This window comes from Edwardsiella piscicida (assembly GCF_001896205.1).
Classification (GTDB): Bacteria; Pseudomonadota; Gammaproteobacteria; order Enterobacterales; family Enterobacteriaceae; genus Edwardsiella; species Edwardsiella piscicida.
Genome location: NZ_MPNU01000001.1, coordinates 3633583 through 3659778, shown reverse-complemented (window position 1 = coordinate 3659778; position 26196 = coordinate 3633583). Strand labels below are relative to the sequence as shown.

At 60.7% G+C, this 26196-nt stretch carries 22 protein-coding genes; 5 read left to right on the top strand and 17 right to left on the bottom strand.

Annotated elements, in window-relative coordinates:
* The first annotated feature begins 98 nt into the window (after positions 1–98).
* Positions 99–854 carry an HTH-type transcriptional regulator UlaR gene (gene ulaR, locus BRD58_RS16925; protein WP_012850087.1) on the top strand — a complete coding sequence of 252 codons (756 nt, stop codon included), beginning with the start codon at positions 99–101 and terminating at the stop codon, positions 852–854.
* 78 nt (positions 855–932) lie between these two features.
* Here ulaR and nfuA read toward each other — a convergent pair whose 3' ends face one another.
* Complete coding sequence (nfuA, locus tag BRD58_RS16920) at positions 933–1508, bottom strand: Fe-S biogenesis protein NfuA (protein ID WP_005290532.1); 576 nt, start codon at positions 1506–1508, stop codon at positions 933–935.
* Between the two features lie 58 nt (positions 1509–1566).
* Entirely contained in the window at positions 1567–2247 is a 681-nt protein-coding gene (locus BRD58_RS16915) for a phosphoribosyltransferase family protein (RefSeq protein ID WP_015462442.1), read from the bottom strand.
* Between the two features lie 44 nt (positions 2248–2291).
* Between BRD58_RS16915 and bioH the strand changes: the two genes are divergently transcribed.
* A complete protein-coding gene (gene bioH, locus BRD58_RS16910; RefSeq protein WP_034168521.1) occupies positions 2292–3068 on the top strand; it encodes a pimeloyl-ACP methyl ester esterase BioH in 777 nt (258 codons plus the stop codon).
* Positions 3069–3140: 72 nt separating this feature from the next.
* Here the strand turns inward: bioH and BRD58_RS16905 are convergent, their stop codons facing one another.
* From BRD58_RS16905 to greB, 5 genes are all read right to left on the bottom strand, one after another.
* Positions 3141–3389, bottom strand: coding sequence for a FeoC-like transcriptional regulator (locus tag BRD58_RS16905; RefSeq protein WP_015462440.1), 249 nt, complete (start codon positions 3387–3389; stop codon positions 3141–3143).
* Positions 3390–3410: 21 nt separating this feature from the next.
* Positions 3411–5726, bottom strand: a complete 2316-nt coding sequence (gene feoB / locus BRD58_RS16900; protein ID WP_012850083.1) for a Fe(2+) transporter permease subunit FeoB — start codon at positions 5724–5726, stop codon at positions 3411–3413.
* Between the two features lie 98 nt (positions 5727–5824).
* A complete protein-coding gene (feoA, locus tag BRD58_RS16895) occupies positions 5825–6112 on the bottom strand; it encodes a ferrous iron transporter A (RefSeq protein WP_069579464.1) in 288 nt (95 codons plus the stop codon).
* A 609-nt stretch (positions 6113–6721) separates the two neighbouring features.
* A complete protein-coding gene (locus BRD58_RS16890) occupies positions 6722–9064 on the bottom strand; it encodes a Tex family protein (protein ID WP_069579462.1) in 2343 nt (780 codons plus the stop codon).
* An 82-nt stretch (positions 9065–9146) separates the two neighbouring features.
* Positions 9147–9623 carry a transcription elongation factor GreB gene (gene greB, locus BRD58_RS16885; RefSeq protein WP_012850079.1) on the bottom strand — a complete coding sequence of 159 codons (477 nt, stop codon included), beginning with the start codon at positions 9621–9623 and terminating at the stop codon, positions 9147–9149.
* Positions 9624–9961: 338 nt separating this feature from the next.
* Between greB and ompR the strand changes: the two genes are divergently transcribed.
* Both ompR and envZ read left to right on the top strand, forming a co-directional pair.
* A complete protein-coding gene (gene ompR / locus BRD58_RS16880) occupies positions 9962–10681 on the top strand; it encodes an osmolarity response regulator transcription factor OmpR (RefSeq protein ID WP_005290509.1) in 720 nt (239 codons plus the stop codon).
* On the top strand, positions 10678–12063 hold the full coding sequence (envZ, locus tag BRD58_RS16875; RefSeq protein WP_012850078.1) for a two-component system sensor histidine kinase EnvZ: 1386 nt from the start codon (positions 10678–10680) through the stop codon (positions 12061–12063). Before ompR ends, envZ begins: the two co-directional genes overlap by 4 nt.
* A 93-nt stretch (positions 12064–12156) precedes the next feature.
* Here envZ and pckA read toward each other — a convergent pair whose 3' ends face one another.
* The 9 genes from pckA to BRD58_RS16825 all read right to left on the bottom strand — a co-directional run bounded on the left by pckA (position 12157) and on the right by BRD58_RS16825 (position 22464).
* Positions 12157–13776, bottom strand: coding sequence for a phosphoenolpyruvate carboxykinase (ATP) (gene pckA / locus BRD58_RS16870; protein ID WP_012850077.1), 1620 nt, complete (start codon positions 13774–13776; stop codon positions 12157–12159).
* A gap of 266 nt (positions 13777–14042) precedes the next feature.
* Positions 14043–14465 carry a rhodanese-like domain-containing protein gene (locus tag BRD58_RS16860; RefSeq protein WP_012850076.1) on the bottom strand — a complete coding sequence of 141 codons (423 nt, stop codon included), beginning with the start codon at positions 14463–14465 and terminating at the stop codon, positions 14043–14045.
* A gap of 57 nt (positions 14466–14522) precedes the next feature.
* Positions 14523–16514, bottom strand: a complete 1992-nt coding sequence (locus BRD58_RS16855; protein WP_069579460.1) for a cytochrome c3 family protein — start codon at positions 16512–16514, stop codon at positions 14523–14525.
* 80 nt (positions 16515–16594) lie between these two features.
* Positions 16595–17380, bottom strand: a complete 786-nt coding sequence (gene phsC, locus BRD58_RS16850) for a thiosulfate reductase cytochrome B subunit (RefSeq protein ID WP_034168523.1) — start codon at positions 17378–17380, stop codon at positions 16595–16597.
* 10 nt (positions 17381–17390) lie between these two features.
* Complete coding sequence (locus BRD58_RS16845) at positions 17391–18026, bottom strand: 4Fe-4S dicluster domain-containing protein (protein ID WP_012850073.1); 636 nt, start codon at positions 18024–18026, stop codon at positions 17391–17393.
* Between the two features lie 228 nt (positions 18027–18254).
* Positions 18255–19136 (bottom strand): Hsp33 family molecular chaperone HslO, encoded by an 882-nt coding sequence (gene hslO / locus BRD58_RS16840; RefSeq protein ID WP_034168525.1) that lies wholly within the window; start codon positions 19134–19136, stop codon positions 18255–18257.
* 23 nt (positions 19137–19159) lie between these two features.
* Positions 19160–19570, bottom strand: a complete 411-nt coding sequence (gene hslR / locus BRD58_RS16835) for a ribosome-associated heat shock protein Hsp15 (protein ID WP_012850071.1) — start codon at positions 19568–19570, stop codon at positions 19160–19162.
* Complete coding sequence (yrfG, locus tag BRD58_RS16830) at positions 19567–20268, bottom strand: GMP/IMP nucleotidase (RefSeq protein ID WP_073383783.1); 702 nt, start codon at positions 20266–20268, stop codon at positions 19567–19569. Before yrfG ends, hslR begins: the two co-directional genes overlap by 4 nt.
* A gap of 81 nt (positions 20269–20349) precedes the next feature.
* Entirely contained in the window at positions 20350–22464 is a 2115-nt protein-coding gene (locus BRD58_RS16825) for an IgaA/UmoB family intracellular growth attenuator (RefSeq protein WP_041692557.1), read from the bottom strand.
* Between the two features lie 457 nt (positions 22465–22921).
* Between BRD58_RS16825 and nudE the strand changes: the two genes are divergently transcribed.
* Positions 22922–23479, top strand: a complete 558-nt coding sequence (gene nudE, locus BRD58_RS16820) for an ADP compounds hydrolase NudE (RefSeq protein ID WP_012850068.1) — start codon at positions 22922–22924, stop codon at positions 23477–23479.
* Between the two features lie 78 nt (positions 23480–23557).
* On the opposite strand, the gene mrcA is transcribed toward nudE, so the two are convergent.
* A complete protein-coding gene (mrcA, locus tag BRD58_RS16815; protein ID WP_015462431.1) occupies positions 23558–26122 on the bottom strand; it encodes a peptidoglycan glycosyltransferase/peptidoglycan DD-transpeptidase MrcA in 2565 nt (854 codons plus the stop codon).
* Positions 26123–26196 lie beyond the last annotated feature (74 nt).

Here is a 26196-nt window from a genome sequence, read left to right as displayed (position 1 = left end):
GGGCGGCGGCGGTATCTGCGGCAGGGATACCGCCCGATTTGTTTCCCCGCGGCTTTCAAATATACTCATGTTGTAATCATCACTGAGCCTGGATTTTCATGACGGAATCACAACGACATCAGACCCTGCTGGAGATGCTGCAGCAGGATGGCTTTGTCAGCGTTGAGCAGGTGATCGCGAGCCTGCAGGTATCGCCGGCGACGGCGCGGCGCGATATCAATAAGCTGAATGACGCCGGTAAGCTGAAAAAGGTGCGTAACGGCGCGGAGGCCGTGAGCCCCAATCGTATGGCCTGGACGCCGATGAATATCCACCGGGCGCAGAATCACGATGAAAAGGTGCGCATTGCCCGCGCCGCCTCGCGGCTGGTGCAGCCGGGGGAAAGCGTGGTGATCAACTGCGGCTCGACGGCGTTTTTGCTGGGGCGGGAGCTTTGCGGACGCGATGTGCAGGTGATTACCAACTATTTGCCGTTGGCTAACTACTTGATAGATCAAGAGCACGATAGCGTGGTGATCATGGGGGGGCAGTATAATCGCACCCAGGCGATCACGCTGGCGCCGGCGGACGGCGACGCCTCGCTGTATGCCGGACACTGGATGTTTACCAGCGGTAAGGGGCTGACCCCCGAGGGGCTGTACAAGACCGATATGCTGACGGCGATGGCAGAGCAGAAGATGCTGAAGTACGCCGGTAAGCTAGTGGCGCTGGTGGACAGCAGCAAGGTGGGGCAGCGGGCCGGCATGCTGTTCGCGCGCGCGGGGCAGATAGACATTCTGATCACCGGTCAGGATGCCCCGGCGGAGGTGGTCGCGCGTCTGCGCGAGTGCGGCGTACGGGTTGAGCTAGTGTAAACGGGAAAGGCCAAAAAGCCGCGCGTCGCGCGGCAGATCACGCGATAGGGGCCGTCGCATCCGGCCCGCCTGAGGATATCAGTAGTAAGAGTGGTCGCCGCGCTGGTGCTCGGTCAGATCGCGTACGCCCTTCAGCTCTGGGAAGCGCTGCAGCAGCTCTTTCTCGATCCCCTCTTTCAGGGTGTAGTCCACCATGGAGCAGCCGTTGCAACCGCCGCCGAACTGCAGGATGGCGTAGCCTTCATCGGTGATCTCCATCAGCGAGACGCGACCGCCGTGGCCCGCTAGCTGGGGGTTAATCTGCGACTGCAGAATATACTCCACGCGTTCGATCAGCGGCGCATCGTCGGCGACTTTGCGCATCTTGGCGTTGGGGGCTTTGAGGGTCAGCTGCGAGCCGAGCTGATCGGTAACAAAGTCGATCTCGGCATCTTCAAGGAACGGGGCGCTGATTTCGTCGACATAGGCGCTCAGTTGCTCAAAGTCCAGCTTACGGTCATTGGCTTCTACGGCGTCCGGCGGGCAGTAGGACACGCCGCACTCCGCGTTGGGCGTACCGGGGTTAATGACAAAAACGCGGATCTGGGTACCCGGCTCCTGGTTTGCCAGCAATTTGGCAAAGTGCTCTTGCGCTGCTTCGGTAATACGGATCATGGCATCTGCTCAATAGTTGACTTCTCCGGTCGGTTATAATACGCCGATCGTAAAATGCTCACAAGGTGCGGCACAGGCAGATCGTCTCTACCGACATCACACCCTGTGCGATCAGCAGGCGGGATATTTCGCTCAGGGTGCTGCCGGTGGTGATCACATCGTCGACCAGCAGCACCCGTCGCCCGGCCAGCCCCCGGTGCGCGGCGAAGGCGCCGCGCAGGTTGCGCCGCCGCTGCGCTGCGCTGAGCCCCTGCTGGGGTGGGGTACGCCGGGTGCGCCAGAGCCACTGGGGGCGGAACTCGGCCTGTAGCCAGCGCGCCAGCCAGCGGGCCAGTTCGGCGGCCTGGTTGTAGCCGCGCTGCCAGTGGCGCAGGCGGTGCAGCGGCACCGGCAGGATGATCTCGGGGCGCGCCCGCGGCGCGCGGCGGCGATCCTGCAGGTAGTGCAGCAGCATCAGCCGGGCCAACGGCACGGCCAGCGGCCACTCCGCGCGGTATTTCAAGCGCTGTACCAGCGGCGCCAGCGGCGGCAGATAGTCGCTGACAAACGTCAGTCGCTGCCAGGGCGGCGGGCGCAGCAGGCAGCGGCCGCAGGGGCGCTGGGTATCTGCGCTGGGCAGGCCGCAGCGGGGACAGCAGGGGGGCGGTATGGGCAGCGCCCGACGGCAGGCGCTACAGATACCGACCGGCGCCCGCAGGGGGAGGCGGCAGATCGCGCAGCGTCCGTGAAGTGATACCATAGGCTCCGTCCTGAAAGGTCTAAGGTAAAAGGAGACCATAACCGATGAGTGCGCTGTTTTGGCATACCTGCGGCGCGGGTAAACGCGATCTTGTGCTGCTGCACGGCTGGGGGCTGAATGCCGAAGTGTGGCGTTGCATTGTTCCCCTGCTCTCCGCGCAGTTTCGCCTGCACCTGGTCGATCTGCCCGGCTATGGGCGTAGCGGCGGCGATACGCCCTATTCGCTGGCGGAGATGACGCAGCGGGTGCTGGCGCAGGCGCCGGCGCGGGCGCTATGGCTGGGTTGGTCGCTGGGGGGACTCGTCGCCACCCAGGCGGCCCTGCATCACCCGCAGCGGGTCAGCGGCTTAATCACCGTCGCCTCCTCGCCCTGTTTCACGGCACAGACGGCGTGGCCGGGGATCCGCGGCGATGTGCTGCACCATTTTCAATCACAGCTGCGCGATGATTTTCAGCGTACGGTGGAGCGTTTTCTGGCGCTGCAGACGCTGGGGACCGACAGCGCCCGGCAGGATGCCCGCGCGCTGAAGTCGGTGGTGCTGGCGCAGCCGATGCCGTCGGCGGCGGTCTTGAACGGGGGGCTGTCCCTGCTGCGCGAAACCGATCTGCGCTCGCAGCTGGCGACGCTGGCGCCGCCGTGGCTGCGCCTCTATGGTGCGCTGGACGGTCTGGTTCCGCGCCGAGTGGCGCCGCTGGTGGATGCGCTCAGCCCGCGCGGCCGCTCGCTGATTATTCCCGGCGCTGCCCACGCCCCCTTTATCTCCCACCCTGCGCCCTTTTGCGCCGCGCTGTGCGATTTTGCCGGCGAGGCGTCGGCATAATGGGCTGAGACAAAAAAAAGCAGCCGCATCTGCGGCTGCCTGTCGAGGGGCGTCAATGGCTACGGCGCGCGTTTAGTGCAGCGTGCGTATCCGGTAGACGACGGTTTCACATTTTTTCTGCGCTTCGGGACAGCCTTTACAGCTGCCGCTCAGGCACCCGCTATCCATATCATCGACCTTTTCCACACATCCCATGTGCTCCAGACGCTCCAGCATGGCGCGTACCAGGGCCGGCGTACCGCCGACCTCACGACACAGGCGCTGTAGCTCAATGCGTCCATGCAGCGCGACGGTATCCCGGACTTGCAGTAAGGTGGTCATCATGGCGCTCCGTTAGGGTGATCAGTGGCAGCTGCCGCTATTATTGCAGCAGCAGCTGGCGCTGGCGGCGTTGCTCATGCGCACGGTGACTCGCTCGCGAGAGCGGCGCAGAACGATCAGCAGCGCCAGGTTAAACAGTATGACGACGCTGATGGCGATCAGGCTGTAGTCCGGATGGGCGCTGAAGTTGACCGCCTGGTAGTACAGGGTCGCCAGCGAATAGGCTACGTTCAGCCCCCAGCCGATGGAGAACAGCATCCAGCCGCGGCTGCTTTCACGGGCGATAGCGCCCATGACCGATACGCAGGGGACGTACAGCAGCACGAAGATCAGGTAGGCATAGGCGGCGCTGGCGCTGCCAAATTTGCTGCTCATGACCCCCATGGAACCGTTGCCCATTTCACCGTCGCCCTTGCTGGCTTCGATGGGGTTGGAGAGAACGCTGATACTGAAGGTATCCTTCAGCCCTTGCCACGTCTCATCCAGCGCCTCTTTCAGGCCGCCGGCCAGGCTATAGCTCTGCGGATCGAACGTCTCTTCATTGATATGCTCGGCGGTATACAGGGTGTTCAGGGTGCCGACGACCACCTCTTTGGCCATGGCACCGGTCACCAGACCGACGGTGGCCTGCCAGTTATCCTCTTTCACGCCAATCGGCTGCAGCAGCGGCGTTAACACCTTACTGGTCGTGGCCAGCGCGGAGTCGTTGAGATCGCTGACCGGCTTACCGCTGAAGGAGAAGCTGTTCAGCGCGCCGATAAAGATACTGACGATGATGATCACGCGTCCGGCGCGGATCACAAATCCCTTCAGACGCTGCCAGGTCTGCAGCAGCAGGCTTTTGAGATGCGGCACGTGGTAGACCGGCATCTCCATCACGAACGGCGAGGACTCGCCGCGCATCAGGGTATGCTTCAGCATCAGCCCGGTCAGAATGGCCATCACGATACCCAGCAGGTACAGCGAGAACACGACGAATGCGCCGTTCTGACCAAAGAAAGCGGCGGAGAAGACGGCAAAGATGGCCAGTCGTGCGCCGCAGGACATAAAGGGCGCCATCAGTACGGTGATCAACCGCTCACGCGGTGCATCCAGGGTTCGGGCTCCCATCACGGAGGGCACGTTACAGCCGAATCCGACGATCAGCGGGACAAAGGATTTCCCGGGCAGCCCCAGCGCCTGCATCATCCGGTCAACGACGAACGCCGCGCGGGCCATGTAGCCAGAGTCCTCCAGGAAGGAGAGGAACAGGTACATCATGCCGATCTGCGGCACCAGCGGCAGTACGGTATTGATCCCGCCGCCGACCCCTTGGGCCAGGAAAATGGTCAGCCAGTCGGGGAAGTTCAGGGTTGCCCCCAGCCACTGGATCCCCTGAATAAACAGGGTGGCGGAGCCAATGTCAAACAGCGGCTGCAGCGCGCCGCCGATGTTGATGGCCAGCAGGAACATCAGGTACATCACCAGCAGGAAGATGGGGATCCCCAGCCAGCGGTTTAGGATCACCCGGTCGAGCTTTTCCGTCAGGCGGTTGGGCTGCGCCTGCTGGCTATTGCTGACGGCATCGCAGATGTCGGTGATGCTTTGGTAGCGGGCGTTGGCGATGATCAGCGCAGGATCTTCGTTCAGGGTACGCTGTAGGGTATCGCGCACCTCCGGTAGCAACGCCAGCGCGTTGCTGGCCCGCGAAGAGCTGTAGATATCACCCTCCAGCAGCTGCAGGGCAATCCAGCGGCGCTGCTGCATGGTCAGGGAGTCGGGCATTACCTGCGATAGGCGATCGACCTGGCTCAGCAGCAGCGGGGGATAATCAACCAGCGCCTCCACCGCACAGACCGGCGGCATGTCGATGGCTCGCTTCAGGGCGCAGATCCCTTCGCTGCGGGTAGAGACCATCGGGATTACCGGGCAACCCAGGCGCTTGGAGAGGGCGTCGATGTCGATCTCAATCTGCTGGCTACGGGCGATATCCAGCATGTTGAGTGCGACGATGCAGGGGATGCCCAGCTCCAGTAGCTGGAGCGTCAGGTAAAGGTTGCGCTCTAGGTTCGCGGCATCCACCACGTTGACGATCAGGTCCGCGTCGCCGCTGAGGATGTAGTGACAGGCGATCTGTTCATCCAGCGAGGTCTGCTCGGAGATAGTGGTCAGCGAATAGGTGCCGGGCAGATCGACCAGCTTGACCTGATGCTGGGGCGTCGCGAACTGCCCCTCTTTACGTTCGACGGTGACGCCGGCCCAGTTGCCTACGCGCTGGCGCGCACCGGTCAGCTGGTTGAACAGCGTGGTTTTCCCTGAGTTGGGGTTACCGATTAACCCAATGGTCAATTGTTTCATAATTTACTGTTTTTTGGCGAAGACAGACACTGGCACGGGCGTGAAGCGCCCGCGCTATCCCTTGAGCATAGGCCGATGAAGGTGGCTATGCGGTGCGTTTAGGCGCGCTGCTGCGCGCCGATGGCGGCGACGGCCGCGCTCTGCGGCGCAGGCTGCTGCTCGCCCATCGGTTCAATATTCAGCAGCGCGAGATCTTTCTTACGCAGCACCAGGCTGACCCGGCGCGCCTTGACCTCAATGGGATCGCCCAGCGGCGCGATACGCACCACCGTAAACGGCGAGCCGGGCAGGAATCCCAGCGAGAGCAGCTTTTGACGGTAGGCCGGACTGATATTCGGTGAAAAGCCCAATATTTTGTATTGATGACCCGGAAGAAGCCGATGCATATAAACCTTCTTACTTATTACGACAGTCATTGCGCTGAGCCTTCACTCGGGGGCGCCGGCGGCATGGTGTTGGCTGGAGAGGGCGCCTGGGTGAACACGCAGTATAATAAAACTGATAATCGTTTTCATCTGTGTTTCAAGCCGAACGTCGCGCGGCTTACGTCAACGACGCGCCGTACGCTAAAGCGGCCATCGTCCTTACTATCGCTGTGTTTTAGCACTATTTTAAACAGTCCGCAAATGAGAATCATTCGTTAAAATGGTTAATGGAATGTGCCTATTTTTTGTGTGGGATTGAGGGGCGTCGACGCCATCGCCTGCTGCTTGCCGCCGAGAGCGGCGACGGGAGAGTGTCATTTTAATTATTTATTCATTGATATCATATTGATATGAATTATTGGTTCCGCGGATGAAAAGGCGCAGTGCACGGAGTGGCGGCCAGCGTCAGGGCGGGAGGTACGCAGTATTGGGTAACTTTACGTAACATTTTCATTACCTTTCCGCGCGGCGGACGGCGGGGGAAGATTATGAAATTGCGATGAAGTCTCATTTAGATTTGCATTATGTGATGAGCATCACGCCCCCACGGCGGGGGGCGTGACGTCGCCGTCAGCGCTTGTTTTTGCCCAGCGCTGCCGCCAGGGCATCCCCCATGGCGCTGTTGCCGCTGTTTCCCGCGCGTTCAGTGCGTCCTTGGCCCGTGCGTGCCGGACGCTGTCCCGGACGGGGGCGTTCACCGCTGCTGCGATCGGCCGACGAGCGTCGGCCTCCGCCTTCGCCGGGCTGCTCATCCAGACGCATGGTCAGGGCGATGCGTCGGCGAGCCTGATCGACCTCAAGGACTTTCACCTTAACGATGTCGCCGGCTTTAACCACCTTGTGCGGATCGTCAACAAACTTATGGGCGAGAGAGGAGATATGCACCAGGCCGTCCTGATGTACGCCGATATCGACAAAGGCGCCAAAGTTGGTGACGTTGGTGACCGTTCCCTCCAGGATCATCCCGACGCTGAGGTCGGCCAGGGTTTCGACCCCCTCGGCAAACGTGGCGGTTTTAAACTCCGGACGCGGGTCGCGCCCCGGCTTTTCTAGCTCACGCAGAATGTCGCTGACGGTCGGAACCCCGAAACGCTCATCGGTGAAGGCTTTCGGGCTCAGGCCGCGCAGCGCATCGGGGTTGCCCATCAGCATCGCCAGGCTCTGCTCGGTTTTCGCCAAGATCCGCTCAACCACCGGGTAGGCCTCCGGGTGCACCGTCGAGGCATCCAGCGGGTTATCTCCGTGGGTGATCCGCAGGAAGCCTGCGCACTGCTCGAAGGCTTTGGGCCCCAGTCGGCTGACCTTAAGCAGCTGTTCGCGATTGGTAAAACGGCCGTTGGCGTCGCGCCAGCTGACGATGTTCTGAGCCATCAGGCGGCTCAAGCCCGCTACCCGAGTCAGCAGCGCGACCGAAGCGGTGTTCAGGTCGACGCCCACGGCGTTGACGCAGTCCTCCACCACGGCATCCAGCTTACGGGCAAGGAGGCTTTGGCTGACGTCGTGCTGGTACTGGCCCACGCCGATGGATTTAGGATCGATCTTCACCAGCTCCGCCAGCGGATCCTGCAGGCGACGGGCGATAGAGACGGCGCCGCGCAGGGAGACATCCAGGTCGGGAAACTCCTGCGCCGCCAGCTCGGAGGCGGAGTAGACCGAGGCGCCCGCCTCGCTGACGATCACCTTCTGCGCCGTCACCTGCGGGAACTGACGCTGCACGTCGGCATAGAAGCGATCCGTCTCGCGCGACGCCGTGCCGTTGCCGATGGCCACCAGTTCGACGCTATGTTTTTGGCACAGGTTAGCCACGCTGACGGCCGCCTTGGCCGCCTGACCGGTATGCGGATAAATGGTATCGGTGGCAACCAACTTACCGGTGGCATCGACGACGGCGACCTTGACCCCGGTACGCAGACCGGGATCCAGCCCCATGGTCGCGCGCAGCCCGGCCGGCGCCGCCATCAGCAGATCGTGCAGATTGCGGGCGAATACGTTGATGGCCTCATCCTCCGCCCGCTCGCGCAGGGTGCCCATCAGCTCGGTTTCCAGGTGCAGCAGCACCTTGATGCGCCAGGTCCAGCTGACCACGGCCTTGCGCCAGGCATCCGCCGGCGCCTGCGTCAATCGTAGCCTGAGGTGATCGCAGATAATCTGTTCACCGTAGCTCTCTTTCGGCGGCTCGTCGTACTGCGGATCGGGGTTGAGGGAGATCTGTAAAATGCCCTCGTTGCGTCCACGGAACATCGCCAGCGCTCGGTGGGAGGGCACGGCGGCGAGGGGCTCATGGTGGTCGAAGTAGTCGCGGAACTTGGCGCCTTCCTCCTCTTTGCCTTCATTGACCCGAGAGACCAGATGGGCATTTTTCCACAGGTAGTCGCGCACTTTGCCCAGCAGCGCGGCGTCTTCGGCAAAGCGCTCCATCAGGATATAGCGGGCGCCGTCCAGCGCCGCCTTGGTATCGGCCACCCCTTTTTCGGCGTCGATATACTGTAGCGCCAGGGTCTGCGGATCGTGCTGCGGCTGCTGCCACAGCGTATCGGCCAGCGGCTCCAGCCCGGCCTCGATGGCGATTTGCCCCCGGGTGCGACGTTTCGGCTTATAGGGGAGGTAGAGGTCTTCCAGTTCGGTTTTGCTTTGGGTGGCGCGGAGGGCGCTTTCCAGCGGCGCATCCAGCTTACCCTGCTCTGCGATCGACTTAAGGATGGTGGCGCGGCGCTCCTCCAGCTCACGCAGGTAAATCAGGCGGCTCTCCAGCTGACGCAGCTGTGTATCGTCCAGCCCGCCGGTGACTTCTTTGCGGTAGCGTGCGATAAACGGCACGGTATTGCCTTCGTCCAGCAGGCGGACGGCAGCGTCAACCTGCTCAGTACGCGCCTGCAGTTCTGTTGCGATAATACGGCTTAATGCGTCATTCATAGCGTTAGATAGTCTTGATGGATAAAAGCCAAGTCCCCGTTATACGGAGTCAGCCAGGAAAATGCCAGCCCGCGCGGACGGACTATGGCGTGACGTAGTCGATGGCATTGACATACCATTCCGCGTCACCCTGCGGCGTTGCAACGGTCGCGGCGTCGCCTACCTCTTTTTTCAGCAGCGCGCGGGCCATCGGCGAGTCAATGGAGATATAGTCGTTGCGGCCAAAGATTTCATCATAGCCGACGATGCGAAAGCGTTTGATATCGCCCCGCTCGTTCTCCACCTCGACCCAGGCGCCGAAGAAGACCTTACCGTCCTGCTGCGGGGAGTAGTCGACAATTTTAAGTATGCTCATGCACTTACGCAGATAACGTACGCGTCTGTCAATTTCGCGCAGGCGCTTCTTGTTGTACTGATAATCGGCGTTTTCGCTGCGATCGCCCAGGCTCGCCGCCCAGGTCACCTTTTTGGTGACCTCCGGACGTTCTTCGCGCCACAGGTAATCCAGCTCCTGTTTGAGTTTTTCGTAACCTTCTCGGGTAATCAGCGGGGTTTTCATCTGTTATAACCTGAAGTGGATGCCACATCGTCCAGTGCCGCGCCGTGCGGCCCGATTATCACGTAGGCGCTGCGCGCGGCGGCGCAGCACAGCCTATCCCATTTTGCCCGCGTGGGCGAATAAATGGCGTGATGGTGCATTCAAGTTTGCGTAAGCATAAGATAAATAACCTTTGTAACAATTTAGGCTAGAATATAAACCATTATCTGCTGTCTGAATAAAGAGACTTTTCTGACAATAGATCGCTTCGGGTGCGCGCGATATCGGCGGCCCATAACCTGATTGCCATATACCGCTATACAGATAAGCACCGGGCTTTCTGCCTTTGGGAGTAAACCATGCAAGAAAATTACAAAATTCTCGTTGTTGATGATGATATGCGCCTACGGGCTCTGCTGGAGCGCTATCTGACTGAACAGGGATTCCAGGTGCGCAGCGTTGCTAACGCAGAGCAGATGGATCGCCTGCTGACGCGTGAATCTTTCCACCTGATGGTGCTGGATCTGATGCTGCCGGGCGAAGATGGCCTGTCTATCTGCCGCCGCCTGCGCAGCCAGAGCAACCCGATGCCGATCATTATGGTGACGGCCAAAGGGGAGGAGGTGGATCGCATCGTGGGGCTGGAAATTGGCGCAGATGACTATATTCCCAAGCCGTTTAACCCGCGTGAGCTGCTGGCGCGTATCCGCGCGGTGCTGCGCCGTCAGGCCAACGAACTGCCCGGAGCTCCGTCCCAAGAGGACGCCGTGATTAACTTTGGTAAGTTCAAGCTCAATCTGGGCACGCGCGAAATGTTCCGTGACGATGAGCCGATGCCGTTGACCAGCGGCGAGTTTGCCGTGCTCAAGGCGCTGGTGAGCCATCCGCGTGAGCCGCTGTCGCGCGACAAACTGATGAATCTGGCGCGCGGGCGCGAGTACAGCGCCATGGAGCGCTCCATCGACGTGCAGATCTCCCGTCTGCGTCGAATGGTAGAAGAGGACCCGGCGCATCCGCGCTACATTCAGACCGTATGGGGTCTGGGGTATGTCTTTGTCCCGGACGGCAGTAAAGCATGAGACGACTGCGTTTCTCGCCGCGCAGCTCTTTTGCCCGCACCCTGTTGCTGATCGTCACCCTGCTGTTCGTCAGCCTGGTGACGACCTACTTGGTCGTGTTGAACTTTGCCATTCTGCCCAGTTTGCAACAGTTCAATAAGGTGCTGGCCTATGAGGTGCGGATGCTGATGACGGATAAGCTGCAGCTGGAGGATGGTACCCAGCTGGAGGTTCCGCCGGCGTTTCGCCGCGAGATTTACCGCGAGCTTGGCATTTCGCTGTACACCAATTCAGCGGCGGAAGAGAACGGGCTGCGCTGGGCGCAACATTACCAGTTCCTTAGCCAGCAGATGGCGCAGCAGCTGGGCGGCCCGACGGACGTGCGGGTTGAAATCAGCAAGAATACGCCGGTGGTCTGGCTCAAGACCTGGCTATCGCCTGATATCTGGGTGCGGGTGCCGTTGACGGAGATCCATCAGGGCGATTTTTCACCTCTGTTCCGCTACACGCTGGCGATTATGCTGCTGGCGATCGGCGGAGCCTGGCTGTTTATTCGGATACAAAATCGACCGTTGGTCGAGCTGGAGCATGCCGCCCTGCAGGTTGGTAAGGGGCAGATTCCGCCGCCGCTGCGTGAGTATGGCGCCTCGGAGGTGCGCTCGGTGACCCGGGCGTTTAATCAGATGGCGGCGGGGGTTAAACAGCTGGCCGACGATCGCACCCTGCTGATGGCCGGGGTCAGCCACGATCTGCGTACCCCGCTGACGCGTATTCGTCTGGCGACGGAGATGATGAGTCCGCAGGATGCCTATCTGGCGGAGTCGATCAACAAGGATACGGAAGAGTGTAACGCCATTATTGAGCAGTTTATCGACTATCTGCGCACCGGTCAGGAGATGCAGACCGAGGCGTGCGATCTGAACGGCATTCTGACCGAGGTCGTGGCGGCGGAGAGCGGCTATGAGCGTGAGATCGATACCGATCTGGCCGACGGCGAGCTGTTGATCGACGCGCATCCGCTGTCGATTAAGCGGGCCGTCGTCAATATGGTGGTCAACGCGACCCGCTACGGTAATGGCTGGATCAAGGTCAGCAGCGGTATGGAGGGTGCGCGTGCCTGGTTCCAGGTGGAGGATGACGGCCCTGGGATCGACGATGCGCATCTGGCTCATCTGTTCCAGCCCTTTGTCCGCGGTGAAAGCGCGAGAACCACCAGCGGAACCGGCCTGGGGCTGGCGATCATTCAGCGTATTATCGATGCTCATCACGGTTCGTTGGATATTGGTCGCAGCGAGCGCGGCGGACTGAAGATCCGAGCCTATTTACGACGGGTCAATATGATCGCGGCCAATGCGCCCGATACCGCGCCGCGCAGCGGCGGGCGTCGTAAAGAGCGCGTCTGACGCCCCGACAGAGAGGCCAGTAACGCTAAAAGAAAAGGATGCCCTTGGGCATCCTTTTTTACGTTGAGCGGCCGATATCCGCGTGGGCGTGCGTTAGCGCTGAGGGCCGGCGTGAACCAGCGCGGCGCCCGCGGGCGTATCGGTGTACTTATCGAAGTTGGTGATGAAACGCTGCGCCAGATCCTGGGCCTTCTCTTGCCACTGCTCGCGGTTGGCGTAGGTATCGCGCGGATCGAGGATCGCCGGATTGACGCCGGGCAGCTCGGTCGGCACCGCCAGGTTAAAGATCGGCAGGGTAAAGGTTTCCACCCGATCGATATCGCCGTTGAGGATGGCATCGATAATGGCGCGGGTATCCTGAATGGAGATCCGCTTGCCGCTGCCGTTCCAGCCGGTATTGACCAGGTAGGCCTGAGCGCCGGCCGCCTGCATCCGCTTGACCAGCACCTCGGCGTATTGGGTGGGGTGCAGCGTCAGGAATGCGGCGCCGAAGCAGGCGGAGAAGGTTGGCGTCGGTTCGGTCACGCCGCGTTCGGTACCGGCCAGCTTGGCCGTGAAGCCGGACAGGAAGTGATACTGCGTCTGATCCGCGGTCAGGCGGGAGACCGGCGGCAGGACGCCGAAGGCGTCGGCGGTAAGGAAAATGACCTTCTTGGCCGCCCCGGCCTTAGAGACCGGCTTCACAATATTCTTAATGTGGTAGATGGGGTAGGAGACGCGGGTGTTTTCGGTCTTGCTGCCGTCATCAAAGTCGACGCTACCATCCGCCCGCACCGTGACGTTTTCCAGCAGTGCATCGCGGGTGATGGCGCCGTAGATGTCGGGTTCGGCGTCGGCGGAGAGTTTAATGGTCTTCGCGTAGCAGCCGCCCTCAAAGTTAAACACGCCGTCATCGTCCCAACCGTGCTCGTCATCGCCGATCAGACGGCGCTTCGGATCGGTCGAGAGCGTGGTTTTCCCGGTGCCGGAGAGGCCAAAGAAGATCGCCACGTCGCCCTGTTCGCCCACGTTGGCGGAGCAGTGCATGGAGGCGATGCCTTTTAACGGCAGCAGGTAGTTCATGATGGAGAACATCCCCTTCTTCATCTCGCCGCCGTACCAGGTTCCCCCGATCAGCTGAATGCGTTCGGTCAGGTTAAAGGCGACAAAGTTTTCGGAGTTCAGCCCCTGTGCCTGCCACTGCGGGTTGGTGCATTTGGCTCCGTTCATCACGATGAAATCGGGTTCAAAACCGGCCAGTTCATCCGCCTCTGGACGGATGAACATATTTTTGACGAAGTGGGCCTGCCAGGCCACCTCGGTAATAAAGCGAACCTTCAGGCGGCTGTCCGGGTTGGCGCCGCAGTAGGCATCGACGACGAACAGGCGCTTGTTGGAGAGCTGGCGGGTCACCAGCCCCTTCAGATGCTGCCAGACTTCCGGCGACAGCGGGTGGTTGTCATTCTTGCCCTTGCCCTGATCGGACCACCAGACGGTATCGCGGGTGGTGTCGTCGCGCACCAGGTACTTATCCTTGGGGGAACGGCCGGTAAAAATACCGGTATCCACGGCAACGGCGCCCAGAGAGGTAACGGTACCGCGCTCATAGCCCTGTAGGCCCGGGGCGGTTTCTTCCTTGAATAAGAGGTCGTAATCGGGATTATGGACGATTTCAGTAACGTCAGAAATGCCGTAGGAGGCGAGATCAGCTGCGGTTAAGCCTTTGGCATGCATTGAACTACTCCTTGTAGGTTATTTTTATCTGCGTTTACTGTATGTGGTTGCTTTTTTGTTAACCGAGATAGTCATCAAAAAAACAAAAATTCAGCGGAATCCATTTTGTGGCAGATCCTTCCATTTTGATAATCCCCGCCGGGATCAATTATTAGTCGATTCCCCGTGGTGACACGTCGCCCTGACGCTGAGTCAACCGCAGATCCTCGGCTCCTCGCTGGAGATCCACCGCGGCCCAGCGCCAGGGGGCGTGGATATACCTGACGCTATGCGGTATCCGCCTTTTCGATGGCGCGGCCGGAGGTGATCCAGCCGAAGATACCGTCCGTCATATGAAAGACCTGCCGATAGCCGAGGCTCATCGCCATGCCGGCGGCATCGTAGCTGGCCATGCACAGTCGGTTTGCGCAGTAAAAGATCAGCGTGGCCCGGCGATCGGCCGGCAGCAGCGCCGGCCAGTTGGCCTGGTTGATGTAGATCGCGCCGGGGATATGCCCCTGTTGCCAGATCTCCGGCGTATTGGCGTCCAAGAAATAGACGTTGGGTTTGCCCAGCAGTGCCTCGGCCGCCCGCATACTGATAACGGGCGGCTCATGGGGCGCCGGCGCTGGCGTATCGGCGGCGCAGGCCACGCCGGAGACGATGGTCAGCGCCAGTAGCATCGCGGTTGGTGATGGGGAACGCATCATGATGATCTCCTGAGTGATAGGCGTCGCCGGACGGCGCGGAGCATCCGGCGAGCGACGTTATTTGGGCGTCTTGCCGCCAGAGAGGATCGTTTCAGCCTGTTCGATATACAGCAGGGCCTCCTCCATGCGGGTCTTGGCATAGTTGGGCGCATGGAGCCCCCAGGAGCCATCTTTTTCAATCAGATCTGCCTGCGCACGGGCCTGACCGCTGAGCAGCCGGATTTGCACCTGATCGCTCAGGGCCAGCGCGGGGGCCTTCGCCAGACGTTTTTCGATGCGGGTCAGCCCGCTGCGAATACGCACGTAGCCGTCCCTGACCGGCGTTTGCCACTCCATCACCTTGGCATAGATACTCTCCTGATCCTTAAACTGCAGCCGCTCAGAGAGCACCGTCTGTACCGGACTGTGGCACCCGCCGCCTTCGACTACGTCGCCATCGCTGAACGATGTCCGCCCGCAGGACCACATCAGATCCAGGTAAGGTTTGCCATCCTGCTTGGCGATGGTCCAGCCTTTGATATCGGCGGTGCGGGGTTTCCCCTCCGGGGGATTGAGGGTTTTCGCCGTCTCGTCTACCCGGATTTTCCAGATATGGGCGCGCCGTACGTTGTCGAATCCGGCCATATCGGGGAACTGGATCGTGGCAAAGTTTTCACAGCTCCCCATGTTGGGCATATGACAGGCGGTACAGCTGCTTTGCCCGTGGGTATCGCCTTGGGCAAAGAATTGGGCCTGATCGGTGTGGCAATCCTGGCACTGCTTTTTCAGCGTGGTCTTGGTAAAGCCCTCCTTCCAGTCATTGGCGGTGACGGCATGGGGGTCGTGGCAGGTGCTGCAGCGCATGCCCTTCTCGTAGTGGACGGTGCTGTACATCTGCGATCCCTCTGTGCCACAGGAGGGGCAGGATGATTTGAAATAGGCGTTAAACGGTTTTAACGGGTTGGCCTCGGCGTCGGCCTCATTGTATGCGAAGCGCTGATGGCAGCGTTCGCAGTTCGACGGGATACCGGCGCCGCGGGCGCCGTAAAGATGGGCGCCCGCGCCATGGCACTCTTCGCAGCTAATCCCCTTGGCGATGGTATGCTTGCGCAGCTCCTCTGGCTTGCCCAGCGCGGCGATAAACTCCTCGCTGCTGTTGAAGTCAAACTTCATGGTGTGGCACACCTCACAGTAGGCGCTGGCCGGCTGAAACAGCATTCGGGTGCGGTTAGACGCCCCGTAAGAGGTCATGCCCCAGACGCTGGACCCCTGGGAGCCGAAGTCCTCCAGTTTGGTGGGGAATCCCGGAACGAAGCGGGCGATCTTTTTCGCCATGTCCGGCGTGATGAACTGGGCCCAGCCGCGGGAGAACTGATTACCGCCGGCAACCATGGTGCCGGTGCCGTCCCTGAGCAGTCCGCCCTCGATATGGTAGGTTCCGCGGACCATCCAGCCGTCGATAAACCCATATTTGGTCCGCGGCGTACCGATTACCGCGTAAATGGCATCTGCCGTAATGCCCTCGGGTAAGACGGAGGCCTTGCTACCGTACAGGCCGCGGTTCAGATCGCCGTCGGGAATTTCAACCATTTCGCTGGGGAATCGGACGGTTTTGGCGTGGCGGGAGCGTTCCCAGGCTTGGTACTGCGCCGGGTGGCACTCGGCGCACTTCTCCGGGCCGACATATTTATTGGGGAAGTCGAGAACAGACTCAAAGCCGAGCCGATAGGTGATCGCGGTTGGGCGGCCCTGCTTGGCGGCGTATTTATCGCCGCCGCCGAAGTCGACAAACTCCTCCTGGCGATCGCTGATGCTGTATTGCCCAACCAGGCGCCCGGCGGCCTCGTACTTGAACATCGGATGATGTTCGCGCAGATAGGCGAAGAAATCCTTCTCTTGCCCTACGTACTCCAGCAGCGTGCGCGGTTTTTCTGGAATGCCGTCGTTGCGGTTGAGGTCGACGCGGGGCTCGGTCTGCGGCGCCGGTTGGGCGACCAGATCCGACGTCGCCATTAATGGCGCGCAGCACATGCCGATAATAAGGCAGATTACACGGGTGGGTATTTTCATCGTCAGCTCCTTGACATAATAAAGCGCGGTGCGATGGAACGTTATATTGAGTGGTGCTGTGTTCTCTTATCTGCCGCCGCTTATTTATTTTCTGCGGCGTGGCGGCGGTGATAGCCATCCACCATGGCCATAAACGTCGCACCGGGTGTGTCACCCAGCGTGCAGAGATAAATATGTACGCTAATAAACATTAAAATAAAAAATGAGAGTAAAAGGTGTCCCTGTAATACCCAGTAGGCGGTTCCTTCGGGCAGGAATAGGGGATGGGCGAGACCGAGACCGCTGAGCAATAGCGCAGGCACCATGAGATACATCACCGCGCAGTAGCCTAGCTGCTGTAGCGGGTTAAACTTTTGCGTTGGGCTGGCGTGGAAGGGGTGCGGTGCGGCGCGAAAAATACCGAACAGGTAAAAATGGGCCTGGCACCGGCAGCGCGCCGCGATCCCCCGCCAGCGGATACGGTAGTGAACGCCATTGGCCCCCAGCGCGTTGAGCAGGATAAAGCCGCACCATAGCCCCAGCAGCAGATAGCCCGCGTAGGGATGCCAGCGCACCAGCCAGCGGGTGGCTGCCAGGGGAAGCGGGGCTGCGTGGAGCAACAGCCCGCTGAACAGTAAAAACAGGAACAGCAGCGCATTGAGCAGGTGCCACAGCCGCAGGGCGCGCGGGTAAAGATAGAGGCGCTCAGCGTCGCGACGCCGCGCTGGCGGGGGACGCCGCCGCCGGTGAAGTAGGGCGTGCAGCGTCAGCAGCGCGCACAGCCCAAGCCAGGTCAGCGCCAGCGTTATCAGCCATCCGGGCCACGCATCGGGCGAATCGACGACGGTGCGTTGCATGAGGTAGGACTGCAGCTGTTCGGCGGTCATCGGCGGCCCCCTAGTCATCGGCGGTGAGGCGGTAGACGCGGCTGTGGCGGGTGCCCGCCAGATGGTGCTGATAGTGGGGCGCCAGCGCCAGCGTCAGATCGAATGCCGCGGAGCCCATCTCACCGAAGCTGAGCGCATGATAGGGGCAGATGCGTACGCAGATAGGGATATAGCCATGGCTCAGGCGCGTCGCGCTGCAGAAGTCGCACTTATCGGCGACGCGGCGCTGCGGGTGCAGATAGCGCGCCTGATAGGGGCAGGCGCGGATACAGTAGCCGCAGCCCGAGCAGCGTCGGGCATCGATTTGTATCAGGCCATGCGCATCGCGGTAGGTGGCCTGGCTAGGGCAGACCTCCTGGCAGGGCGCCGGATCGCAGTGCTGGCAGCCGTGGCGAAAGTGGGGCGGCGCAGCCGCGTGCGGATCGTCGGCGGGGAGCGGGATGATGGCCAGCCGGGCATAGCCGGGGGCGACCCGGTTGAGCTGGTTGCAGGCGTGGATACACTCATTGCAGCCGACGCACTTTGACTGATCGTGGATCAGGGCAAACTGCTGCCGTTTGCGCGTGGGGCTGGATAGCAGTATGCCGGGCGCCAGCAAGACAAAGCCGGCACCAGCAATAATGCTGCGGCGTGAATAATGTTTCATAGATTATCCCATTAAATATATTCTGTTTTTATTTTTATATTTTCTAGTTTGGCAGGCGAATTAAATTCTAGGAGGCGTGGGCATAGAGAACAGAGAGAGGGATCAAAGAATGGCGGATCATTAAAAAGAGGTAGGCGATAATCTGAGTTTAATATTATCTAGCTTAATCAAAATAAAATAATGAATAAAAACGGGGGATAATTCCCCCGTGGAAAGACGATGCGGTGATTAGTGCAGCGAGCCTGCTTCGCTCGGCTGTGCGCCGGCGCGTAACGCGTCGATATCGACGCGATCGAACAGGTAGTGGCTACCGCAGTAGTCGCAGTGGATATCGATGCTGCCGCGCTCCGCCAACAGCTCTTCCAGCTGCTGGGACGGCAGGCTCATCAGCGCGCTGGCGCTGCGCTCGCGAGAGCAACCGCAGCGGAAGGCGATCGGCTGCGGTTCAAACAGGGTCACCTGCTCCTGATTGTACAGGCGGTACAGCACCTCGTTGGCGGGCAGCGTAAACAGCTCCTGCGGGGTCACGGTGGCGGTCAGGTGCGACAGGTGAGTCAGGTCGTCGACGTTATTGGGCTGCGTCGGCAGGATCTGCAGCAGCATACCGGCCGCCGCCGGTTGACCGTCCTGCTCTCCGGTGAACATAAACAGGCGGGTCGGCAGCTGCTCGGACTGCATGAAGTAGGCCTCCAGGCAGCTGGCCAGCGTATCGCCCTCCAGCGCCACGACGCCCTGATAACGCTCCCCCTCTTTCGGCGTAATGGTGATCACCATTACACCGTTGCCCAGCATGTGCTTCAGGCTGCTGCCGTCGGCGATATCGCCCTGCAGACGGGCGACACCGCGCATCTCCTGATGATGGTTGCCATTGATCACCGCCAGCGTCAGCGGGCCGTCACCCTGCAGCTGTACCGTGATATCGCCGTCAAACTTCAGGGTGGCGGTCAGCAGGCTGGTGGCGACCAACAGTTCGCCCAGCAGCGCGCGTACCGCGGCCGGGTAGTCGTGGTTTTCCAGTATGCGGGCATAGGTGGCGCTGGCGTTGACCAGCTCGCCGCGCACGGCCAGATTGTCAAACAGGTAGCGATGTAATTGGTCGTGATGGGACATAGTTATCTCTCTTCAGGCGCCGGTCATTCCGACTGGCCGTGTTTAAATTTAAGCAGATTGCGACGTTCTTTTTTATCGGGACGCCGATCCGGGTGCGGCATGCTCAGCGCGTTCATCTTGCGAGCCTGGGCAATCGCCTCGCGCTTGGCAATGCTCTGCGCGGTCTCCTGGTACAGCAGGCGAGCCTGCTCCGCGCCGCCGCGCTGGGCGCTGAGGGCGGTCACGATGATCGTACGATCGTCATTGCCCTGGCGCAGGCGGATCTCGGCGCCGACTTCTACGCTGCGGCTTGGTTTGCCGCGTACCCCGTTGTAGTGCACCTTGCCGCCGTCGATCATGTCGCGGGCAACGGCGCGGGTTTTATAAAAGCGGGCCGCCCACAGCCATTTATCCAGGCGGACGCCCTCCTGTTCCTGCTTGGCGCTGGCTTTCATGGTGCCCTCCTGTCTGTATCGGGCCCACCGGCGACGATGGCCGGCAGCAGGGCGCGGTAGTCGCTCATCGCCGGATGGCGGGCAAAGCGTTTTTCCGGCCTGCCGGAGTCGGGATTACTGACGCCCAGGCAGTAACGGATACCGAACTGGTGCGCGGCGTCGAGGATCGGTTCGGCGTCGTCAATGAACAGCGTTCTGGCCGGATCCAGCCCGCACTGATGCTGTACCGCTCGCCACAGGCGCTGATCCTCTTTGGGATAGCCAAAGCGGTGGGTGGAATAGAGTATATCAAGGTGGCTATCCAGCCCGGTCTGCGCCACCTTCATCGCCAGCCCATGCGGGTGGGCGTTGGTCAGCAGAATGGTACGGCGCCCGCTGGCGCGCAGGGCATTAAGAAAGGGTAACGTGTCCTGACGCACCCGTACCCGCGTCCCTTGTTCCAGGGTCATGCGGTGAATGTCTAGCCCCAGGCGCTCGCGCCAGTAGTCGAAACAGTACCAGTTGAGCGTATGGGCTACCGCCTGGTACTCCCGCTGGATCAGCGCCTGAGCATCGGCGCGGGAAATGCCGCGCGCCTCGCTTAAGGTCTGCGGCACCAGCGTTAGCCAAAAGTAGTTATCAAAGGCCAGATCGATCAGCGTGCCGTCCATATCCAACAGGACGGTATCGATGTCATTCCAGTCGAGGGTGGGAACCATGGGCGTACTCCGGAAAACGCATGCAGGGCGGGATCGCATCGCCCAGTATATTTTCCTGGCGCCGCCTTGTCATGCCGCACGTTAAGGACGCGGCGGCAGATCGAACGGCATGATCTTATGGTTGATGCACTGTTCGTAGTAGCGCTGGATCGCCGGAATCCGCGCCAGCGCGCCGCGCAGACGTCGCACAAACAGCGTGGCGTTGACCGCCAGAGTTACGCAGAGCGCCAGCAGCAGCGGCGTCATTAACAGATAGCGCCACAGGGTGAGCCCATCCGGCTGGCTGTGCAGCATGATATGACGCGTGCCGTTGGCATCCGTGCTGATCTCCGTGATCACGCCGTGGGCCCGGAACGGGGTGTTTAGCAGCAGGCGCGACAGATTTTCCAGTTCGCGCCACTGATCGACCGGGCTGTAGTCATACAGTGAAACGTTGGGCTGCGGGTGAGCGACCCATTGATGTCCCTCATCGCTGCTGATTAAAAAGCCCCCCGGCGGCGTAACCGCCAGCAGCTGCGCTGCCTTATGGGTTTCGCGATAGTAAAACGAGGATACCGCGCTGTTGACGATATTGGTCAGCTGGCGGGCGCTGGCCGGTCGCATGAGGACATTGACCCCCTCCAGTCCTCCGCCGTGCGCTTTTTTCAGCAGCGCGGGCCAGGATTTACTATTGCCCAGGTTCACCAGCGAGTTCTTGAGCCGGGTACATTCGTTTTTCTGCGCGCACAGGGCCTCGGTCTTGAGGACGATCCCGGCAAAGTCATCCAGCAGGATCATCCCCGATTTCTGAATGGCGCTGGCCAGAGCCGGGCTTACCTTGCTATCGCTGTCGCCGGCGGTTAGCTGGCGGGTGACGGTGGACTGCAGCGCGGCGGCGTTATCGATGGTATCCGAGCTTGGCTCCGCCATCGGCGAGGCGGTGCCCCAATAAATGGTGCTGCAGTCGAAGGGCATGAAGGGGTAGCGCTCACCCTCTTGATAGAAGGCGGGTACGTGGCACATTCCGCTGCCGCGCAGATCCAGGATATCCCCGACCTGCAGCGGCATCTCCGTCAGTTGCTTCACGCTGGTGGCGGAGAGGGTTTGGGCGCCGTGTAGCCAGGCGGTGCTGATCTTCAGGGGGATGCTCAGCGACTGCGTGGTCAGCAGGAGCAGCAGCGCGATCAGCGCAGCGGCGCCCAGCAGCGCACTGCGCCCCCACGGCTGCAGCGGAAACTGGGTGGCCTCGTCGCGGAGAGAGAGGAAGCGCCCCTGGCGCACCACCTGATGGTTTTGGTAAATCTCGATATCGGTCGGATGGCCGATATCCGGGTGGATATAGGGCTGCCAGTGGGGCGGATACAGGAGGTCCAACGTACCGACGGACACGTTGCTCAGTTGTTCGCCGCAGGACTCGCCAAACAGTCCCCAGCGCTTGGGGGTCCCGCGCAGCAGGTGGATCTCTTTACGCTGCCTGGCGCTGGGTTTCCGGTATAGGCACCAGAGCCCCCAGCCCAGAAGCGGCGCGGCCAACGCCAGCAGCCACGGCATCAGGGTCGGGGGAACGATCAGGGCCACGCTGAGTAGAATCAAGGCCAGCGCCGTCGGAACGGCGCGGCGGGCACCGCTGCGCTGGTGCAGCTGATATTCGGCCAGGGTTTCTCTGCGTACGCCGCACAGATCGACCTGATCGCCCTCACTGCGGCGGATCGAGGCGGTGCCGCCCAGCGTCGGCGTCGGTAGCTGTTGACTATGCAGGCTCTCGGCCAGCGTATGGCCATTAATGGCGATGACCAGCGGCAGCGTCGCGGTCTTGATCAGATCCAGGCTGTTTTCATCGGCGATGTACTTTTCCCAGAACGCGGGCAGGTGGATTTCTTGGTTATCCAAGAAGTAGCGGTGCTGGCTGGGCGTATCGCCTGCCAGGGCATAGCGGGTGATCGCGTGGGTCACGGAGTAGACCCGATCCCCCTGCGGCATCAGACGTTGGTGCAGCAGCGTCAGCGCCGGGTCGGCGCTCTCTGTCGCGGTATCCAGCCCGCGCAGATAGGCCGCAATCGCCTGGCGCTCTTCCGGATTCAGTTTACGCTGTTTGGTTTTGACAAAGGGAAAGGATGCAGACAACCGCGACGCTCTCTTCGTTGTGTACCAATAGATATACCCGATAATAACCGCTGTGGGAATAAGATACAGGAGTGCTGCGATGGATACATTCACGCCGACTCTCCCACGGTGATCATCGCGCTGCTGTCTTGCCCTTTCTCTGCCCGGCGACGCGGATAAATGACCGCGAAGAACGCCGCGTACCGTCGGAAGACGATAGAGAAAGTATAACGGCAGTGATTATTGCGAATATAACTATATGTTATGGAATGAGTTTACATTTTTGGGTCGCTCGCGTTCCCATGACTCAGCCTAACATACCCGCTTGGCGATCATATCGGTATTGTCCGATTTTTCCTACCGCTGGGAAGGGATTATCGCAACAAATCTCCTGCCTGGCGGCGTTATGGTCCGACATCGCCGGTGAGGTAAAATAATGGCAACATATGTTGCGAAAATATGAGCATCTGCGCACAATGCCGCAAGGTGCCTTTGCGATCACAAACGGTTTATCACGCCGGGCCCGCCGTCGGCCGGTGCGAACGCATATCTTTAGGATGTCGGGTTGAGTATGGATAGTTCCACTAAGAAGCCCAGGATCCTGGGCGTTGAAACCGTGGCGCACTCACGCTTATTTAACGTCGAGTCCGTCGATCTGGAGTTTAGCAACGGGGTGCGCCGGGTGTATGAGCGTATGCGCCCGTCAGGCCGCGAGGCGGTGATGATCGTTCCCATTCTGGGGGACGATCTGCTGCTGATCCGCGAATATGCGGTCGGCATTGAGGAGTATGAGCTGGGTTTTCCCAAGGGGCTTATCGATCCCGGCGAGCGGGTGTTCCAAGCGGCCAACCGCGAGCTGATGGAAGAGGCCGGCTTTGGGGCGCAGCGTTTTACCCTGCTGCATAAGCTCACGATGGCACCCTCCTATTTCTCCAGTCAGATGAACGTGGTGGTAGCGGAGGATCTGTTCGCCCAGCGCCTGCAGGGCGATGAGCCTGAGACGATGCCGGTGATCCGCTGGCCGTTGACCCAGATGATGGCGCTGCTGCAGGAGCCCGATTTTCACGAGGCGCGCAACGTGAGCGCGCTGTTTCTGCTGCGGGAGTATCTACAGCGCCGTACCGCCTAGGACGACGCGAGTCAGCGGTGATAAAAAAGGAGCCTAATGGCTCCTTTTTATTGGTGGAAAGGCGGGGGGAAGAGGGGATCAGAACAGCTCCTGGCTCTGCCCCTCATTGTTGATGATCACGGTGCCGGCGTCCGGCGTGGCATAGTCCGTCGGCTGGGTCCCCTCAATGAAGTACTCGCTGCGGCTGTTACCGCTGCCGGTGGCCAGCTTGCCGGTCGCCCTGTCGATAACGACGCTGACAATGCCCGGCGGCGGCGGAAGCGGCTGCTCGGGGATTCCGGTCAGCGCCGATTTCATGAAGTCGTCCCATGCCGGCTGGGCGCTCTTGGCCCCGCCCTCGCCGCCGGAGATCTGATCCTTCAGGGCTCCAGACACGGTGGTGCGTCCCAGATCGCGCCGATGATCGTCAAAGCCTATCCAGACGCTGGTGACAATACCCGGACCGTAGCCGGAGAACCAAGCGTCTTTGGAGCTGTTGGTGGTCCCGGTTTTCCCGCCGATATCATGGCGCTTCAGATCGCGCATCGCGCGCCACCCGGTTCCCATCCAGCCCGGCTCGCCCCAGATGTTGCTGCTCAGCGCGTCGTGCATCAGGAAAGCCAGCGGCGTGCTGATAACGTGCGGCGCATAGCGCTGATCGCTATCCTGACTGACCTGACCTGGGGTGACCTGCTCCAGCTCCGGCATCGGTACGCTGCCGTTCACCCCCGGGGTCGTTGAGACGGCGACGTTTTCTACGCTGTCGTCGCTCAATACCGCCGACTTCGGCGTCGGGCCATAGATAACCGGCAGGTTACAGCTGTCGCATACGACCTTCGGATGGGCTTCATAGATCGTCTGATCGCTGCCGTCGACGATCTTGGTGATGAAGTAGGGGTCGACCAGATAGCCGCCGTTGGCAAAGACGGCGTAGCCACGCACCAGCTGCAGCGGGGTAAAGTTGGCTGAGCCCAGCGCCAGGGATTCGGTCTTCACGATGTTCTGCGCCGGGAAGCCGAAGCGCAGCAGATAGTCTGCGGCGTAATCGACGCCCATGGCGCGCATGGCGCGCACCATCACCACGTTTTTCGACTCACCGAGCCCCTGACGCAGGCGAATGGGGCCGGCATAGGTCGGCGGTGAGTTTTTCGGCCGCCAATCGGTACCGGCGCCAGCATCCCAACGGGAGATGGGCAGATCGTTGAGGATGGTCGCCAGCGTCAGCCCCTTATCCATGGCGGCGGTGTACAGGAACGGCTTGATATTGGAGCCGACCTGGCGCACCGACTGGGTGACGCGGTTGAATTTGCTCTGATTAAAGTCAAAGCCGCCGACCAGCGCCTTGATGGCGCCATCCTGCGGGCTGATGGAGACCAGGGCGGAGTTGACGTCCGGCACCTGCGCTAGCCACCAGCGCTTATCGCTATCCTGACGCACCCAAATCTGCTGTCCCGGCTGCAGGACGTCGCTGACTTTCCGCGGCGTAGCGCCCTGCACGCGATCGCTGCGGTAGGGACGAGCCCAGCGCACGGTCGCCAGCGGCAATGAGACGCCGTTGCCGTTGGCCAGCATGACCGTGGCGCTGTCGGCATTGGCCGACATCACGACGGCCGGCAGCAGCGGGCCATAGGAGGGTAGGCCGTTCAGCGTATCGGTGATCCGCTGCTGGCTCCAGGCAGGCTGGCCGACCTTCCACAGTACGTTGGAGGGGCCGCGGTAGCCGTGGCGCATATCGTAGTTGATCACGTTATCGCGCAGCGCCGTTTGGGCGGCAACCTGCAGGTGTTTAGTGATGGTGGTATAGACCTTAAAGCCGTCGGTATAGGCGTTTTCACCGTATTTCTCCACCATCTGCTGGCGCACCATTTCGGCCAGATAGGGGGCGGAGAAGTCGATCTCAGGCCCGTGATAGCGGGAGACCAGCGGTTCGCTGCGTGCCTGATCGTACTGTGCCTGGGTGATGTAGTGCTCATCCAACATCCGGCCCAGCACGACGTTGCGGCGAGCGACGGCGCGATCGTGTGAGTAGAGCGGGTTAAAGGTGGACGGCGCTTTGGGCAGGCCCGCGATCATGGCCATTTCACTCAGCGTGAGCTGATCGACGGATTTACCAAAGTAGACCTGCGCTGCGGCGCCGACGCCGTAGGCGCGGTAGCCCAGATAAATTTTATTGAGATAGAGATCGAGAATTTCGTCTTTATTCAACAGCTGCTCGATGCGAATTGCGAGGAAGGCCTCCTTTACTTTACGCATCAGCGTTCGCTCTGGGCTGAGGAAAAAGTTTCTGGCCAGCTGCTGGGTGATGGTACTGGCGCCCTGTGAGGCATGGCCGGTAAACAGGGCGACGGAGGCTGCACGAAAGATGCCGATAGGATCAACGCCGTGGTGTTCGAAGAAACGGCTGTCTTCGGTCGCGATAAACGCCTTGACCATCAGCGGGGGGATCTGCGTGAGCGGCAGCGGAATACGGCGCTTTTCACCATATTGGGCGATGAGATAGCCGTCGGCGCTGTACACCTGCATCGGTGTCTGTAGCCGCACGTCTTTCAGCGTTGCAACGTCTGGGAGCTGCGGCTCAACGTATTTGTACAGTCCAAATACCGCAGTGACTCCCAGCAGAATGCAACAGACTGCGAGGATGATTAAATACTTTACGAACTTCACCTGGAATTTCCCATTACATGTCAGTTGGGCAGTTTATAAACAAACGGGCAGTAGTATAAAGGCTAGCAGACACA

Coding starts and splice junctions, on each gene's coding strand:
- phsC (WP_034168523.1), bottom strand. CDS start 17,380: ATGACCGCCGAACAGCTGCAGTCCTACCTCATGCAACGCACCGTCGTC.
- feoB (WP_012850083.1), bottom strand. CDS start 5,726: ATGAAACAATTGACCATTGGGTTAATCGGTAACCCCAACTCAGGGAAA.
- BRD58_RS16915 (WP_015462442.1), bottom strand. CDS start 2,247: ATGGTATCACTTCACGGACGCTGCGCGATCTGCCGCCTCCCCCTGCGG.
- BRD58_RS16845 (WP_012850073.1), bottom strand. CDS start 18,026: ATGAAACATTATTCACGCCGCAGCATTATTGCTGGTGCCGGCTTTGTC.
- BRD58_RS16860 (WP_012850076.1), bottom strand. CDS start 14,465: ATGATGCGTTCCCCATCACCAACCGCGATGCTACTGGCGCTGACCATC.
- greB (WP_012850079.1), bottom strand. CDS start 9,623: ATGAAAACCCCGCTGATTACCCGAGAAGGTTACGAAAAACTCAAACAG.
- hslO (WP_034168525.1), bottom strand. CDS start 19,136: ATGTCCCATCACGACCAATTACATCGCTACCTGTTTGACAATCTGGCC.
- ulaR (WP_012850087.1), top strand. CDS start 99: ATGACGGAATCACAACGACATCAGACCCTGCTGGAGATGCTGCAGCAG.
- nudE (WP_012850068.1), top strand. CDS start 22,922: ATGGATAGTTCCACTAAGAAGCCCAGGATCCTGGGCGTTGAAACCGTG.
- nfuA (WP_005290532.1), bottom strand. CDS start 1,508: ATGATCCGTATTACCGAAGCAGCGCAAGAGCACTTTGCCAAATTGCTG.
- BRD58_RS16855 (WP_069579460.1), bottom strand. CDS start 16,514: ATGAAAATACCCACCCGTGTAATCTGCCTTATTATCGGCATGTGCTGC.
- envZ (WP_012850078.1), top strand. CDS start 10,678: ATGAGACGACTGCGTTTCTCGCCGCGCAGCTCTTTTGCCCGCACCCTG.
- BRD58_RS16890 (WP_069579462.1), bottom strand. CDS start 9,064: ATGAATGACGCATTAAGCCGTATTATCGCAACAGAACTGCAGGCGCGT.
- pckA (WP_012850077.1), bottom strand. CDS start 13,776: ATGCATGCCAAAGGCTTAACCGCAGCTGATCTCGCCTCCTACGGCATT.
- feoA (WP_069579464.1), bottom strand. CDS start 6,112: ATGCATCGGCTTCTTCCGGGTCATCAATACAAAATATTGGGCTTTTCA.
- bioH (WP_034168521.1), top strand. CDS start 2,292: ATGAGTGCGCTGTTTTGGCATACCTGCGGCGCGGGTAAACGCGATCTT.
- hslR (WP_012850071.1), bottom strand. CDS start 19,570: ATGAAAGCCAGCGCCAAGCAGGAACAGGAGGGCGTCCGCCTGGATAAA.
- ompR (WP_005290509.1), top strand. CDS start 9,962: ATGCAAGAAAATTACAAAATTCTCGTTGTTGATGATGATATGCGCCTA.
- yrfG (WP_073383783.1), bottom strand. CDS start 20,268: ATGGTTCCCACCCTCGACTGGAATGACATCGATACCGTCCTGTTGGAT.
- BRD58_RS16905 (WP_015462440.1), bottom strand. CDS start 3,389: ATGACCACCTTACTGCAAGTCCGGGATACCGTCGCGCTGCATGGACGC.